Source organism: Chryseobacterium sp. (genome assembly GCF_019236175.1).
Lineage (GTDB): Bacteria > Bacteroidota > Bacteroidia > Flavobacteriales > Weeksellaceae > Chryseobacterium.
The window spans coordinates 255723-271478 of record NZ_JAFAJM010000015.1; the positions used below are offsets into that span (position 1 = coordinate 255723).

At 34.9% G+C, this 15756-nt stretch carries 14 protein-coding genes and 1 pseudogene; 7 read left to right on the plus strand and 8 right to left on the minus strand.

Annotation, left to right across the window (positions count from 1 at the left end; all coding sequences use genetic code 11):
• Positions 1-501 precede the first annotated feature (501 nt).
• Both JO178_RS14220 and JO178_RS14225 read right to left on the minus strand, forming a co-directional pair.
• A complete protein-coding gene (locus JO178_RS14220) occupies positions 502-1131 on the minus strand; it encodes a hypothetical protein (RefSeq protein ID WP_291937204.1) in 630 nt (209 codons plus the stop codon).
• 28 nt (positions 1132-1159) lie between these two features.
• Entirely contained in the window at positions 1160-2644 is a 1485-nt protein-coding gene (locus JO178_RS14225) for a hypothetical protein (protein WP_291937103.1), read from the minus strand.
• Positions 2645-2922: 278 nt separating this feature from the next.
• On the opposite strand from JO178_RS14225, the gene JO178_RS14230 reads away from it, so the two are divergent.
• The 7 genes from JO178_RS14230 to JO178_RS14260 all read left to right on the plus strand — a co-directional run bounded on the left by JO178_RS14230 (position 2923) and on the right by JO178_RS14260 (position 9621).
• Positions 2923-3744: an alpha/beta hydrolase gene (locus tag JO178_RS14230; RefSeq protein WP_291937107.1), complete on the plus strand. Its 822-nt coding sequence runs from the start codon at positions 2923-2925 to the stop codon at positions 3742-3744.
• A gap of 188 nt (positions 3745-3932) precedes the next feature.
• A complete protein-coding gene (locus tag JO178_RS14235; protein WP_291937110.1) occupies positions 3933-4499 on the plus strand; it encodes a hypothetical protein in 567 nt (188 codons plus the stop codon).
• 373 nt (positions 4500-4872) lie between these two features.
• Positions 4873-5070 (plus strand): 50S ribosomal protein L35, encoded by a 198-nt coding sequence (gene rpmI, locus JO178_RS14240; RefSeq protein WP_002979658.1) that lies wholly within the window; start codon positions 4873-4875, stop codon positions 5068-5070.
• A gap of 118 nt (positions 5071-5188) precedes the next feature.
• Complete coding sequence (gene rplT / locus JO178_RS14245) at positions 5189-5533, plus strand: 50S ribosomal protein L20 (RefSeq protein ID WP_034694451.1); 345 nt, start codon at positions 5189-5191, stop codon at positions 5531-5533.
• A gap of 180 nt (positions 5534-5713) precedes the next feature.
• Positions 5714-6895, plus strand: a complete 1182-nt coding sequence (locus tag JO178_RS14250) for a M28 family peptidase (protein WP_291937170.1) — start codon at positions 5714-5716, stop codon at positions 6893-6895.
• Positions 6896-7094: 199 nt separating this feature from the next.
• Positions 7095-8261 carry a M28 family peptidase gene (locus JO178_RS14255; protein ID WP_291937174.1) on the plus strand — a complete coding sequence of 389 codons (1167 nt, stop codon included), beginning with the start codon at positions 7095-7097 and terminating at the stop codon, positions 8259-8261.
• 265 nt (positions 8262-8526) lie between these two features.
• Positions 8527-9621 carry an ABC transporter substrate-binding protein gene (locus JO178_RS14260; RefSeq protein WP_291937178.1) on the plus strand — a complete coding sequence of 365 codons (1095 nt, stop codon included), beginning with the start codon at positions 8527-8529 and terminating at the stop codon, positions 9619-9621.
• A 476-nt stretch (positions 9622-10097) separates the two neighbouring features.
• Here the strand turns inward: JO178_RS14260 and JO178_RS14265 are convergent, their stop codons facing one another.
• The 6 genes and pseudogenes from JO178_RS14265 to JO178_RS14290 all read right to left on the minus strand — a co-directional run.
• Positions 10098-10544 carry a hypothetical protein gene (locus JO178_RS14265; protein ID WP_291937181.1) on the minus strand — a complete coding sequence of 149 codons (447 nt, stop codon included), beginning with the start codon at positions 10542-10544 and terminating at the stop codon, positions 10098-10100.
• Positions 10544-11437 carry an RHS repeat-associated core domain-containing protein gene (locus tag JO178_RS14270; RefSeq protein WP_291937207.1) on the minus strand — a complete coding sequence of 298 codons (894 nt, stop codon included), beginning with the start codon at positions 11435-11437 and terminating at the stop codon, positions 10544-10546. The genes JO178_RS14265 and JO178_RS14270 overlap by 1 nt, the downstream gene beginning before the upstream one ends.
• Positions 11438-11937: 500 nt before the next feature.
• Positions 11938-12426, minus strand: coding sequence for an ankyrin repeat domain-containing protein (locus tag JO178_RS14275; RefSeq protein ID WP_291937184.1), 489 nt, complete (start codon positions 12424-12426; stop codon positions 11938-11940).
• Complete coding sequence (locus JO178_RS14280) at positions 12413-12634, minus strand: HNH/ENDO VII family nuclease (protein ID WP_365866778.1); 222 nt, start codon at positions 12632-12634, stop codon at positions 12413-12415. Before JO178_RS14280 ends, JO178_RS14275 begins: the two co-directional genes overlap by 14 nt.
• Positions 12635-12761: 127 nt before the next feature.
• Positions 12762-13732 (minus strand): annotated as a pseudogene (locus JO178_RS14285) (IS3 family transposase); the annotation flags it as partial.
• A gap of 556 nt (positions 13733-14288) precedes the next feature.
• Positions 14289-15756: RHS repeat-associated core domain-containing protein (locus JO178_RS14290; RefSeq protein ID WP_291937187.1), on the minus strand; the 1468-nt coding region annotated here is incomplete at its 5' end.

The following is a 15756-nucleotide window of genomic DNA, read 5'->3' on the forward strand; positions in this document are numbered from 1 at the left end:
GACCGTAAATATAGATAAATATCGGAAAGTTCAAAAATAGCTGAAACGGCAATCCGATCAAAATCTATTATTACTTTTACAGCTTCTTCTTCACTCAAATTCATTTGGCTACTGTTTTTACCCCTATTTTTTATTGTGTTTGTTCGAAATAAGAATTTTATCATTTATTGGGTATGAAAAAGAAAGCTGTAAAAGGCAGCTGATCATTATAATGGAGAATAACTACAGCTGTTTTTAATATTTTCAATAAGAGCATGGCAGCCCATAATTATAAATTTTTCCGGTTTCCGGTCCGGTTTTATATTTTCTGAATCAGTTTTTAAATTTTTCAAGCATTATTTTACTCAGTGTATGTCTGGTAATCCTTTTACCATGAAATCAGAATACAGACTTTCTGTAACTTCGCCATATATGCTGTTTTATTTTTCTCTAATTTTCTGAAATAAAGATAATAAAAGAAACCTGATGGAAATATCCCTGATAATAGTGATTTTTAATATTTTATTGGATTCCCTTTTTGGCTTCTTTTAATATTTTCTCTGCTTTCAGCTTTATTTCCTTAGGTAATAATTTAAAATTCTCATCCTTTATGTCACGATACTGATCTTCTTCCTGAAATGGAATCCATCCGGTAATTTTTGATTTCGAAAATGATTTTCCATCTGAGCTTGTATATACAATCACTTTCAATGGTTTGGCATCCAATCCGTCCGATTCTTCAAAATAAGTAAGGTAAAATTCCGGGAACCCATTGCGGTCTGCGTCTCCAATTTCACAGAAGTTTATCATATACTTTGGCTGCGCCAAGCCTTCTGCAAAGTCTTTAAAGGTTATTTTGGAAAGCAGCCCGCCATGATCCTCCAGAAAAATAGCCGAATGTAAATCTTTTGGACTCCCACCTAAATAAGTAGGTTTCTTAGCTTTGCTTTCATTCAGAAACCAAACATAGCTTCCATGATTAGGGACAAATGATTGTACAATCATCACCGGACTTCCGGGTAATGGATTTCCGACCTCCTCAATAATCTCCCTGTATTTTTTATCTGAAGAAAAATACGCCGCTGTCCTTATCTGGGCAAAGGATAATGCACTTACAATACCTGTGGCCACAGGTAATAGCTTTCTCAACATCATAGTTTTAATATTTTCAATGTATTATTTAATTTTCTTTGTATTCTTTTCCGGAATACATATCAATATAGTAATAAATAGTTTTCCCTGAGTTTAGTTTTACAGTCACCATACCATCCGAATTAATGGATTGATAGGCATTTGATCCTATCATTTTTTTACTCTTATTGTCATAAAGTGTGTATAATCCTTCTTTTTCTTTCTGCAAAGCATAGATTCCTTTTTCCGGATCCAAAACCGAGATATCATTATATTCCGGCTTGATTTCCCAGTTCATTTTCCCGGCATTCCACAAACCCTTTGTTCTCACCTGTTTTTCGTCTTCAATGGGAATAAGATATAAATCATTCATTCCTTTATAAGAATTTATTTTTCCGAATTTCCAGTTTTTGTTAATGAACTGATTGGGTAAAATCATTTTTCGGTCTGGCCAGATCACGTCTCCGAGCTGATCCAGCACTTTAAAGTTGTAAAAAGAAACCGAATCGGTAACATTACCTTTGGTATCGATATACAACCAGTCGAACGCCCATACATCATGATCATCATTAAAAACACCCAGCAGGAAATAAGGGGAATTGGTTATAGAATATACTAATGAAGTTTTTTTTATGAAATCAATTTGTGAAGCGGTTGCGTTTGTAATTTCCTTTGGAAATACCTTTTCATATTGTGGGAAAGGATAAGCATCATGGGTTTTGCTGTCTGTTAAAAGTTTAGGAACTTCCGGCTCATAGCGTTCTTTATTCACTTCATTCAATATTATATTTTCTTTTCCAAACCGGATGGAAAGTCTTTCACTCCCTTTTAATTCGTTGTGAATTGCTGTTTTCTGATTCAGTCCGTATATGGAAAAACCTGCATAGGAACCTTTGATAAAACGTTGATTTTCCAGCAATTCCGCAATCCCTTTTTCAATGATATGTAAACGGTCTTTTTTGATTTCGTAAAGTATTCCGTTCCAGAAGATGTGGTTTTTATCTGCAGAAATAAAATTCAGATCATACTGATCTTCCAGATACGGAACATCATCATTGAGTAAAATCTGCCCGGTTTCCAGCACTCCGATCTCAATTCTATGATAGGTTTGTTCTTTTTTGATACCGCTTCCCAAAATATTCCAGTCCCATTTCCAGACGGGCATTTTCTTTTCGTATTCAATGGCTTTTTTATAAAATGTAAGCCCGTTTACCACATTTAAACTCATGCTGTCTGCTGAAAAACCCGAAACAAATTTCCCGTTTTCGTTTATAACGGCATATTCTTTTTTTTCATTTTCAACAACAGCAAACCCCGTAGACGTAAATACGGATGCATTTCGGAATTTTTGATTGGTAACAGCTTTCAGACTTGTTTTATCCACATAGATAAATTCATGCTGTAGCGTTAAAAACGGAATACTGTTTATTGCTTTTATTTTTGAAGGAAATATCGGGGAAATCTCTTGTTTTTCCTGAGTGCAGGCTATGGCCGAAGCTGCCATAAAAAGGACACTCAATACTGTTGTTTTCAAATTTTCAAATTTATGGATCTTAAAAATCAATATTAGAGAGAATTGAACAATAAAACAATCCCGATTATCAGCTAGATTGTGTGATGAATATGATCCTTTTCATCCAATGTCAGATTCTGTATCTGCATTGTTAAATTAACGTTAATCATACATTCGTTCGCCTTTATATTGTTATCAAAATATTATCTTAGATCAAGATCTGGGGAAGATTTTCCATCTACATTTGTGATTATATAAAAATCAAATACACTATTCATTAATCCTTAAAAAAAGAACCTATGAGCACACTAAAATTAAAAGACGGAACAGAAATTTATTACAAAGACTGGGGAAAAGGACAGACTGTCTTCTTTCACCACGGATGGCCGCTTTCCAGCGATGACTGGGATGCTCAGATGTTTTTCTTCCTGGAGCAGGGGTACAGAGTCATTGCTCATGACAGAAGAGGGCACGGAAGATCAGAGCAGACTCCTTACGGGCATGATATGGATACATATGCTGCTGATGTTGCAGAAATCGTTGAAGCACTGGATTTAAAAGATGTAATTCACGTAGGTCACTCTACCGGGGGTGGTGAAGTTATCCGATATGTTGCTAAGCACGGTAAAGGAAGAGTTTCCAAGGCTGTTCTGGTAAGTGCGGTAACGCCGATCATGGTACAGAATGAAAATAACCCGAATGGTGTTCCTATCTCTGTTTTTGATGATATCCGTAATAATACGGCTAAGCACAGACAGCAGTTTTTCATAGATATCACCTTCCCTTTCTACGGATACAACAGAGAAGGAGCAAAAGTTTCTGAAGGCATTCAGAGAAACTGGTGGCGACAGGGAATGAGCGGTTCTATCAAGGCACATTATGACTGTGTGAAAGCTTTTTCTGAAACAGATTTTACTGAAGATCTTAAAAGCGTAGATGTTCCCGTACTGGTAATGCATGGTGAGGATGATCAGATAGTTCCTTTTGAAACGACCGGTAAGGTAGCTGCTACCCTGCTCAAAAACGGAAAACTGATTTCTTATCCCGGTTTCCCGCACGGAATGCCAACCACCGAAGCAGAAACCATCAATAAAGATCTTTTAGCTTTTTTTAAATCATAATTAATTAATCCCACATAATTACGAAACCGCAACTTTATTCGTTGCGGTTTTTTTAATCAATGACACCAAATAGTGTCTTAAAAACATTTGTTAAAGCCTATAAACATTACATTTATGAAAATTAAAAAATCGTAATACAGTGAATTAATTTAAAATTTCATATATTTGTACCGTCAAAAAAAATAACCATGAAATTAAAATTAATGACTTTTTTAAGTCTTTCAATGCTTTTGGCATCTTGTGCTCAGGATGAAACCCGTGATGAGGTAATGCCAACTGAAAAGCAGACTGTAGTAAAGGGGAATACCACTTCTCGTATTGGTCTTACAACTCTTAAACTCCTCAAAGAATCCGGTCCTATTCATCCACAGGTACTCAACACAGAGCAGTCTCTTGTATTAGAACACGATAATAATGTTTATCGATTGATCATGCAGAATGACAACAACCTGGTTCTTTACAGAGAAAGACAGGGATACAGAACTGTATTATGGCATTCTAATACCCATAGAACTGATGTGGGAGGCTCAAGACTTGTTGCACAGACCGATGGGAATCTTGTAATTTACACCAATAACAATATTCCAATTTGGAATTCTAATACCGCCGTCAACTATTATGTGAACAACCCGCACTTTAAACTTCAGCTTTATTCAAGAGCGGGAGCTGCCATTCCTACGGGATACAGAATTAAAGTTATTCTGGGTGGAAATAATGAAGAAAGGAATGATATAATTGTGGAAGATTTCTATTAATATCATCTAACCGATTTCCGTTTCTATACGATAAACGGAAATCGGTTTTTACATATTCCTAAAGTCTTCCAATACCGCTGTTAACTGGAGTATTCCCAATCCGCCTGTTAAAATAAAGTCTTTAGAAAATAGAGTCCGTTTATTCAGGCCGGTTTCAGAATAAAAGTGATTGGAGAGGTAACAACGAAGAAAGAGCACTGATAACACGTGTGAACGTTAACGAATATCCTTATGATTAACATAAAATAGAACCATCTGAAAAAAACAGATGATTTGTCCACATTTTTTTGTACCTTTGCACACTATTATTCCTAATGTCCTTAGGGGTATCCAAAACAGATATTGATAACAAAAACAATAAAAAAGCAAAACAATGCCAAAATTAAAAACGAAATCAGGTGCTAAGAAACGTTTTGCTCTTACCGGATCTGGTAAGATCAAAAGAAAAAACGCTTACAAAAGCCACATCTTAACTAAGAAAGAAACTAAGCAGAAGAGAAATCTTACTACTACTTCTTACGTAGCTAAAGTGGACGAAAAAAGCGTTCAACGTCAATTAGCAATTAAGTAGTTTTTATAAATCTATATTCGGTTTATAAGAATTCAAAACAAATTCAAAATTTTAACCCTGAAACGGTGCTAATAAGTGCAATTATATTGCCGCCCTTTTCAAAAAAACAATTTAAATTATGCCAAGATCAGTAAATGCGGTAGCTTCAAGAGCTCGCAGAAAGAAAATTTTTAAGCAAGCTAAAGGTTTTTTCGGAAGAAGAAAGAATGTTTGGACTGTAGCTAAAAACGCGGTAGAAAAAGCAATGCAATATGCTTACCGTGGTAGAAAAGAGAAAAAGAGAAACTTCAGAGCACTTTGGATCACTCGTATCAACGCGGGAACTAGAGAGCACGGAATGTCTTACTCTCAGTTTATGGGAGCTCTTAAAAAGAACAACATTGAGCTTAACAGAAAAGTTTTAGCCGATTTAGCAATGAATCACCCTGAAGCTTTCAAAGCAGTTGTAGATCAAGTAAAATAATGTAGAATACTATTTTTGTTATCAATATAAGTCCCGGGATTTCCCGGGATTTTTTTATTTTAGAATACCATTCTTATTATCACCCCAAAACAATTAGTAAAACACCAATAACAGTCTGAATTTTATAATAAAAGACGCTTTTTTTAATTATATTAGCAAAAAAAAAAGTCTATTATACTCATGAAGAAAATCGCCACTCTTTTATTGGTCTCTGCCATTGCACAAAGTATTGGAGCCCAAAGTTTTATCCAAGCTTATAAGGATAGAGCAGAAATGGTAACCCAGACCAATATCATCAATAATCTTCAGGAATTCGCCAGTTTCGGAATCAAGAAAACAGGCACCATACAAAATACCAATGCCCTGAACTGGCTTAAAGACAAATATCTTTCTTATGGTTATACCAGCGGGCAGATTATAGAGGATCCTTTTGTTTACGGCAGCTCAACTTCTAAAAATCTGGTTATTACTAAAACAGGTACCTTATACCCGAATAAATATGTGATTATCTGCGGACACTTTGATACGATAAACGGACCCGGAGTCAACGATAATGGCAGCGGCACATCTATTATTCTCGAAGCGGCAAGAATATTAAAAGATGTTCCTACAGAATACTCCATTAAGTTTATTCACTTCTCCGGAGAAGAACAGGGGTTAATCGGCAGTGATCATTATGCCTATAATGTAGCTTATCAGGGAAATACCCGTGTGTTAGATATTAAGCTGGTTTTTAACCTTGATCAGGTAGGCGGAAAAAGTGGGAACAACAACAATACAGTTTATTGTGATCAGGATATGGGCGGAACTACCACCAATGATGCAGCCTCTGCTGATATCACCCAACAGCTTAGAAATTGTACAGCACTCTACTCTCCTCTATTAACCGCTGTAGATCCCGCAGAAAGATCAGACTATATGCCATTTGAAGAAAAAGGAGAAGTGATTACCGGATTCTTTGAAAGAATAGAAAGTAATTATCCGCATACAAGCAGTGATACTTTTGCCAATACTGATCCCGTGTATATTTATAATATAGGGAAAGCAACTTTAGGAGCGCTACAACATTACGCAGTAGCCACTACAGCCAACTCAGCATTGGGTACCAAAGAAAATCAGATAAAGACTCTGGAGTCTGTAAAAATATATCCCAATCCGGTAAAAGATATTCTTACGATAGAACTTCCTGATCCTAATACCCGAAATTTCAGCTTTGAAATCACAGATTTTCCGGGACGTTCTGTTTTGAAAACCACCAACGAAACCCAAATCAATGTTTCAAAACTGGAAAACGGCGCTTATCTGGGGGTTTTAAAAACCGGTGATCAGACTGTTGTAAGAAAGATTCTGATCCACAAATAACAGGAATTACAAAAATATATCTGCCTTCGAAAACAGTTTCGAAGGCTTTTTTTATCCCCAACTTCTTTACCGGCCAAAGGTGCACGGATAAAATGCATACAATAGCAATAATTAAAAAATTCAGCAGTTTTTTGTAATTATTAAACACAATGATGTGATTTATTTATTATATTCGTAATCCACAACCAAAATAAATTATATGAAAAGAATGACAACATTTTTGTGTACAGCATTCATGATTCAGAGCATTGCTGCACAAAGTTTTATCCAGGCTTACAAAAACAGAGCGGATATGGTGACCCAGGCCAATATTACCACCAATCTTCAGGAGTTTGGTAATTTAGGAATCAAAACCACAGGATCTCAGGCCAATGCCAATACATTAACCTGGATTAAAAACAAATACCTTTCCTACGGCTATTCGGCAAGCCAGATGGTAGAAAGTCCTTTTACCTATGGTTCAAAGACTTCCAAAAACCTGATCATTACTAAGACAGGTACTCTTTATCCTAATAAATTTGTGATTATCTGCGGACACTTTGATACGATAAACGGACCCGGAGTCAACGATAATGGCAGCGGCACATCTATTATTCTCGAGGCGGCAAGAATATTAAAAGATGTTCCTACAGAATACTCCATTAAGTTTATTCATTTCTCCGGAGAAGAACAAGGTCTTATCGGAAGCACTCATTATGTAAATAATGTAGTCTATCAGGGAGGTGTCCGCAAGCTGGATATCAAGCTTGTCTTTAACCTTGATCAGGTAGGTGGTGTCAAAGGGAACAATAATAATACCGTGTACTGTGATGAAGATCAGGGTGGCCTTACTTCCAATAATGCGGCTTCTGCTGCGATCACCCAACAGCTCAGAAACTGTACCGCGCTCTACTCTCCTCTACAGACAGAAGTAGACCCTGCTGAAAGAACGGATTATATCCCTTTCGAGCAAAAAGGCGATGTGATTACCGGTTTCTATGAAAGGATAGAAAGCAGTTTTCCACATACTTCAAAAGATACTTTTGCCAACGTAGATCCTGTATATGTATATAATATCGGAAAAGCAGCTGTAGGGGCTTTACAACATTTTGCCACAGCTTCTGTAGCCTTAACTGTCAATAAATCTGCTGCTACTTTAGAAGGAGTAAAAATCTACCCTAATCCTGCCAGCAGTATTCTGAATATTGAATTACCCGACACAACCACCCGTTTCAGTTTTGAAATCACCAACCCGACAGGAAGAACTTTCCTTAAAGTAAACAATGAAACCAAAATCAATGTGTCCGGTCTGGAAAAAGGAATGTATATAGGAATTTTAAAAAGCGGAGATCAGACGCTTGTGAAGAATATTCTGATCGACAGATAAACCCGAAACCTCATATTTTTTTTAAGCCAGACTGTATCTTCTTTGATGCAGTCTGGTTATTTTTATACTTCAGTCATCAATTTTATATTGTTTGGATGTCTCAGCGAATTTTTCTTCTTAAATATAAAATCATCCGGTAAAACTGATCACAGCTTTGTACAACAAAAAGCTGCCCCTTGAGTTTACAAAAATTTAACACACTTAAAAACAATCAATTACAATACAAAACGTTATTATTATAATTGATTAATATAAAACGAACACAATGATCAGAATTTTTTTCGTAATCACAGCAGTTTCCTGTATGGCATTGTCTTGTAATGATGACCATACTTCTGCAGATTCTGTTCAAAAAGAACAGGATGAAATTCAGCGTTTGTACCATGAAGCAAAAGCTGAAGGAAATGAAATCATCATTTGGAGTGGTGGTGATGCTCCGGGACAAATGGACTGGATAAAAAATGAATGGGAAAAGGATTTTCCGGATATCAGTATAAAAATCAGAGTAGATCTCTCTAAAGTTTTAGATGCGGAAATAGATCAACAGCTTGCTGATAACAATCTGACTCCGGATATCACTCATCTTCAGACCATTCATGATTTTCATCGATGGAAAGCCAGAGGGCTGCTGGAAAATTTTAAACCTGAAGGCTGGGATCATATTCCGGCCGGTCTTAAAGATCCTGAAGGTGCATTTACCCCTGTTTATATGGTAACTTTTGCTATGCTGGCCAACAGGGAGCAGGTACAGCATCTTCCACAATCGTATACTGACCTGCTGACCCCGCTATATAAAAACAAAATAATCCTCACATATCCGCATGACGATGATGCCGTATTGTATCTTTATAAAAAAATTGTGGATAAGTATGGCTGGAATTATATTGATCAGCTTATCAAGCAAAATCCCCAATGGATCAGAGGAACAGCAGCTCCCGAAGCTCAGGTAAGAAAAGGAAATAAATTAGCCACTATAGCATCCGCCGGGGTATTCGACACTTCTATAGATGGCGGAGCACAAGTAGTGCTCCCCTCTGAAGATCCTTTTCTTACCTGGGCACAGACAGCCGCTATCTTTAAAGCAACCAGACATAAAGCCGCAGCAAAGCTATATGTAACCTGGATGCTTTCTAAAAAAATGCAAAACCAATGGGTAGAATGGTCTGTAAGAGATGATCTTCCTACTAAAGCCGGCTATAACAGCTATAAAACATATCCCAATACCTCACCTGAAGAATTTATTAAGTTTATGCTCGACAGAAATTCACTGAATGCTTTTTCTAAACAGATAGAAGCTAAAATAGGTCCTGTACAAGGTGGTTCTCCATTAACAGATCCTGCTATTCTGGACTTACTGTAAAAGAATAGTTTTTCAAAATTATCATAACGCTGATCAGTATAAAAAACAGGCAATCATTTGAAATTACCTGTTTTTTATTAATTTATTTTCGTGATTATAACCCATTTTACATTATTGTCTCCCTCGCTGGCGCAAGCATCTTGCTCGTGCTCATCAAACATCCTTTTATAAATTTACATCTATTTCCAATATCTCCTGATAATCATCACAACAATTTAAAGGCGACTTAATGACAATATCAAAATACTCTATTCTGGTAAAAATATCAATCCGGAATACCGGGGCAAAACTTATAAAATATGCTCCCTCCTTTTCATGAAATTTATATTTTCTGCCCATAGTATAAAATTAAAGAATGGGAGTAAATAACAAAGCTAACACATAAAAGTTAGCTTTGCTTATTGTTATTTGTCATTTAGGACACGAGCTAGAAGCTCGCGCCAGCGAGGGGAGATTTTGCGCAGCGGGATGGTTTTCTATTTATCCCAACCTATATGGTTTTGTAAAATAACAGGCGTGTATATCTTATCAAGTCCATTGGGTTTATAAAACATCAAAGTTATAATTAAAGGTTTTTTTAAATTATTAATGTCATTTTCTTTTTTATAGACATATTGAACGTATTTCATTTTAACACTTGGAATAATATCTGTTGTATCCTTTATCTTAATGTTATTCAATAAGTCTTTCTTAGAGTTAATCTCATTATAATGTTTGTTCAAAAAAAACAATTCCGAAGATGTTACTCCTGGGTAGTTTTCTGAATCATAAATTAAGCTATTATATGTCTGCAAATTATTATTTTTAACAGCGTTCCAATAGTTAATAACAGTTTTTTTTATTTGTTCTTTATCTTTCTGGTCTTGTGATACACAACCAATGCAAGAAAAAATAATAACTAAATAGATTAATGTTGTTCTCATTATTGAGATAATTTTTTGTTTTCTGTTTGTAACTGTTGATCAAGAGGTTGTATCTGTATTCCATTGTCTTTCATAATTTGATCACCATTTTGGATTATTAAAGAATTTGGCATTAAACCTGCGCCAGGATTTGGTAATGTTCCATCATTTACATAATTTACCACGTCGTTTCGCGTCTGCTGGGTCATTTCAATTCCACTTCCATCAACATATTTAATTGCCTGATCCATAGTCATTGCTTGAGATTTTACAGCATTAACATCATTTATAGCTTGTGGATATTCTTTAAGGCTTTTCATAGCATCAGGAATATTAACAGTCAAATCTCCTAATTTGTACAACTCTTTTATACCACTAGATAATTTACCTGCATTATCTATTCCTTTATCATATATTTTTGTCCAGATATTTGTTGGACGGTCATTCCCACGAATGCTTTCCATTTTTTCTCCAGAAGGTGTTGGTCCATCATATTTATATGAATCTTGTCTTAATCCAGTAGTTCCTGTGGAAATTCTTGCTCCGTTAGGATTGTAACCACTTGTTGACAAACCAATATCTCCTGCTGTAAATGTAGCAAATCTATTGCCATCTTGCCCTACTCTGGTTTGTGATATAGGGGCTCTTTTTACTTGCATTTCATTTCCGTGAATGGCAAAAAATCCAGTATGATTTTTCAGCAACTCTAAACCTTCTAATTCAACACCCATTCCTAATTTATTCTCCTGAAAAGCATAAGGGCTATTGTAGGGATATTTAGTTGCAAGTGGATCAATATTAAAAAACCTACCAACATCCGGCATATAATTCCTCCATGTAAAGGAGTACCAGCCAGTTTCCTGAAGCTCCTGTCCCTGATAACCATACTTATAGGCAGGGTTTGCAAGTCCTATAGTATTATACCCCTGATGCTTGAGCCCAAAAGGATAATAATTGTTTTGACTCTGTCCCTGCTTATTATTTTATAGGAATCGTCGAACTTCCTTCGTCAGTTTCTTCAATGATCTCCGCGCCACCGCTGTTTCCTTTAAAGTAGTATAAGCGGATATTTCCACGTTAAAAAAAACAGATACAATCATAACTGAAAGAAAAGAACCCGTATTTTTATAACGGGTTCCATTTCTACTAAATTATAGATTGTAATAACTCCCGTATGTTGGATGCCTTTTTTCTTATACTATACGGATCATGTAAAAGCTCATAGACTTCTCCTTTTGTATTGACAGCTAAATAATCTCCGTCTCCAATATTTTTGATGGTATAAAAAATGCCCTCTGGAGTTTCTATTTTGAAATCTTGGTCCTTGCCCGTCTTTTTCGCGTGAATAGTTATTTACTTTATTTTACTCCCAATCCAGTGCACTATATTGGAGTAATCTTTTTATTCAAAAGTTTTATTCAGAAAACAAAATCCTCTCCAGTTCTTCATCTTTAATTAATCTTGCTAAATCTAAAGGAGATTTATTATTATTATTTTTTGAAGCAGGGTCTGCTCCATGTTGCATCATCAGTTTGACAATCTCATAATAACCTTTAGAATTGAAAACAGCCGTCCACAATGGATTATTACCATATTTATCTTTTTTATTTATCTCAATTATTTTAATACTTAATAACTTCTTGGTTATCTCATAATTATTATAGACCACACTAAAATGTAGTGGTGTTTGACCATTTTTATCCGAATGGTTAACATCTATACCACAGGTCAATAGATAATCAAAAATTTCAAAGGATTCGTCAACAATAGCCTCTTGCAAAAGATTTCTTCCATATTCTTCAGTAAAAGAATTAACATTCCCATCATTAACTTCAATTTTTAAATTATCTAAGTCTTTACAGGTTACATACCTAAAAACCCCTCTTGTATTAGTTTTGTTCATATTTATGACTTCTATTTGATGATTTTGATTCCGGTTGATAATTATTGGGATTTCTATATTCTTCTAAAAATTCTTCTTTTGTAATATCACCATTCATATATTTTTCATGTAATTTTCTATATTCCTTTCCTGGTTTATGTCCCATATCCCACGATCTAGGTTTTACTGATTTATCCCAAATAATCTCTTCACCTGTATTTGGGTCTATTACTTTGTCATTTTTCCCTTTAGCACTCTCCCAAGTATTTTCTACTTGGTCTTTTCCATAAGAAGGTCGACTTTTAGTATATGACTAGTCCTGAAAAAGGTTGACTAGTTTAATAGTTCAAATATAGTTAAATCAGAGTAGGGCTTTTCCTATTCTGATTTTGCTTTTTATAAGTTTTTAATTTCACATTATTTTTCATGTGTACTTGACTTGGGATATTATAATTCAATGAAAAATGAGGTCTTAAGTTATTGTAGCAGTAAATTGATTGTTCAAGTTGTTGTGAGAGATTTTTAAAGTTTTCAAAAGTATTAATCAATCCAAACTCATATTTCAGAATGCCATTTACTCTTTCTGCTACAGCATTTTCATAAGGATTCGAGTTTTCGGTCATGCTTATAAGAATATCATTTTTCTTTAGTATTTCAGTATATTCTTTACTACAATATTGTAGTCCTCTATCTGAATGATGAATTAGTGAATGTTTATACAAACGATTTTTTATAGCTTGCTGTAATGCTTTCAATGTGGTACTAGTCTGTAAATTATCACTCAATTCATATCCTACAATTTTCTTAGAATACGCATCAGTAATTAAATGAAGATAATAGTTCTTCTCTTTAGTCTTCAGATAAGTAATGTCTGCAACCCAAACTTTCTCTGAATATTTCAGCTCTTTTTCTTTGATAATATTGGGATATTTCCTCATCCAATGTCTGGAATTCGTTGTTTTAAAGTAGCTGTGTCTTCTGGGAATTAAAAGATAATTTGCTCGCAAAAGCTTAAACAACCCATCTCTTCCTACATGAATTTTCTCTTTTTCAAAATCATTTTTAAGTAAAAAATAAAGCTTTCGGGTACCTATTTTAGGCATCTTTTTACGAATTGATACTATCAGTTCTATAATTCTAGCATCATTATTATTTAAAGTGGATTGTTTTTTCCTTTTATAATAAGCTTGCTTGCTATATCCAAACAATCGACAGATAGTTTCCAGTGAAAGAGCTGTATCTGTCCTTATTTCCTGGATTGATTGGAACCAGACTTTTTTACAATATCGATCTTAAGCTCACGTTCCGCGATTTCTATAAACTTTCTGGAATGCCTCGCTGTATTCTTGTACAGGAGATGACGTTTTTTTAAATTTCATTAGGATGACTGTTTTTATAGCTTTTTAGTCAACCTTTTTCAGGACGAGACAAAGAAATAAAAACCCACCGCAATTGCAGTGGGTTTTTTGTTTTATATTCTTGTAAATTTTAACCGTATAGATTTATAGAAAAATATCCATAATAAAATTACGCTTATTATGATATTGTAGATTCCTAAAATTTTATTGGAAGAAGCATACAAATATGTATAAAAACAATATTCAGCTATAAAAAGCAATACTATAGAAAATAAAAAAAATATTCCTTTTTTTATTTTCAATGTAAAGTATAGAGGAAAAATAAAAACTAATATTAATGGTATCATATATATCAACACATATAAAATATAATTTAACGTAAGTTTAAACATTTCGGTTGATGTTTCTGCATTATTTAATACAATATTCTTAAATCTATCCCCTATAAAAGCAAGCAGAGAAAAGAAAATAATGTATTTTATTATTAGATACAAAAAACTATTGGTAAGGGTAATTTTAAACATATTAATTTCTTTTGTAAAATCTTGATGGGTAGTAAGAGTAATCATACACAGCCTGCTTTGTAGAAACAGTTCCTGAACCTACAAATGTAGATGAATATCCCTTTAGAGGAGCTGCATGAGTTCCAGGAAAAGATGGTTGATTATATTGCATTAATTTAGAAGTATTGCCATTACCAGAAACTGTTAAACTTGCTGAGGGGAATATATTAGTGTATGCATCTACAGAAAGATTACCATTACTGCTGTTATAATTAATATTTAGTTTTTGAGCAACATCAACTATTTTAAACCCAGCTGCATTTAAACCAACTTCTTCAATTCGAGATACACTTGCATGTTGTTCAAAATTTACATTAATTCCTGTTGAAATAGTTTTCATATCGAATACATTATTGCTTCCTCCCTCCCCAGGATAGTACATTCTTGGTTCACCTACCGGAGTTTCACCAGGTTCAGACTTAAAATTTCCAACCAAACTTGTTAATTCACCAGCATCATTTTCTCTTCCGGTCAATGTTAATGTACTTGTTAATTTAACACCTGATGCATCCACAATGCCATTTAAAGGTCCATCCCAACTTTTTCCATCAATGTAACTTGTAAAATTAAAGCTCAGTGTTTTTCCTAAATAAGTTTCTCCAGTTTTTGTCGTAGCCTGAGAGTTTGCGTTTTTATCCCAATAAATACTCCCATCTTCTCTTTTAACAAAATCATTTACTCCTCGTCCATCCGGATCTATAAAACGAATAGGATTATTTACTGCGTAATTATAAGTAGAGTGTCTACGATACTGTTCCGCCAACGGATCCACTACTCCCCATCTTCCAATATCACTCATATACATCCTCGCTCCATAATCATACATTCCAGTCTCCTGCAGTTCCTTCCCGTTATACTTATACTGATAATTAGGATTTCCTAAGCCGATACTGTTGTAGCCCCCGTACTTTAATCCAAAAGGATAATAGTTGTTTTCTTCAATGATCTCTGCGCCGCCACTGGCTCCCCTGAGGAAACTTAATCTTACATTTCCAAGGTGATCTGTATAGTTGTAAATATACTTATTTTGTACAAAATCATAATAACCTTCATCGGTAGGTACAAACTGCAATTTCCCGTTAACATACTGAAAGCCGTCTATATAATCGGTAACGGTGTTGCCGTAGGTTTTTCTTTGTTTGGTTCCGTCTGCACGGTAGAGATAGCCTGTATTTCCTGTATTCCGGATGATCTGAGTTGGTAAATTCAGAAAGTTATAAGCCATACTGCTGATTCCTTTATCCATCTGGGAAATCATATTGCCATTGGCATCATACGGGATGGCATTTCCACCTACGGGATAACCTGTCGGGTTTCCGGAAGCATCATTGACCCTGATCAGGCGGTTGCTGGTATTGGCGTTGGCATAGGTATAGGTTAAGGCATCAATCTGTTCAGCAACAAGGCTGTTCTGCAATTGCTTAAAGCGG

Bases quoted from the DNA above. Each gene is read 5' to 3' on its own strand.
- rplT (WP_034694451.1), top strand. From the start codon at position 5,189: ATGCCAAGATCAGTAAATGCGGTAGCTTCAAGAGCTCGCAGAAAGAAA.
- JO178_RS14220 (WP_291937204.1), bottom strand. From the start codon at position 1,131: ATGTTGAGAAAGCTATTACCTGTGGCCACAGGTATTGTAAGTGCATTA.
- JO178_RS14260 (WP_291937178.1), top strand. From the start codon at position 8,527: ATGATCAGAATTTTTTTCGTAATCACAGCAGTTTCCTGTATGGCATTG.
- JO178_RS14235 (WP_291937110.1), top strand. From the start codon at position 3,933: ATGAAATTAAAATTAATGACTTTTTTAAGTCTTTCAATGCTTTTGGCA.
- JO178_RS14230 (WP_291937107.1), top strand. From the start codon at position 2,923: ATGAGCACACTAAAATTAAAAGACGGAACAGAAATTTATTACAAAGAC.
- rpmI (WP_002979658.1), top strand. From the start codon at position 4,873: ATGCCAAAATTAAAAACGAAATCAGGTGCTAAGAAACGTTTTGCTCTT.
- JO178_RS14250 (WP_291937170.1), top strand. From the start codon at position 5,714: ATGAAGAAAATCGCCACTCTTTTATTGGTCTCTGCCATTGCACAAAGT.
- JO178_RS14265 (WP_291937181.1), bottom strand. From the start codon at position 10,544: ATGAGAACAACATTAATCTATTTAGTTATTATTTTTTCTTGCATTGGT.
- JO178_RS14255 (WP_291937174.1), top strand. From the start codon at position 7,095: ATGAAAAGAATGACAACATTTTTGTGTACAGCATTCATGATTCAGAGC.
- JO178_RS14275 (WP_291937184.1), bottom strand. From the start codon at position 12,426: ATGAACAAAACTAATACAAGAGGGGTTTTTAGGTATGTAACCTGTAAA.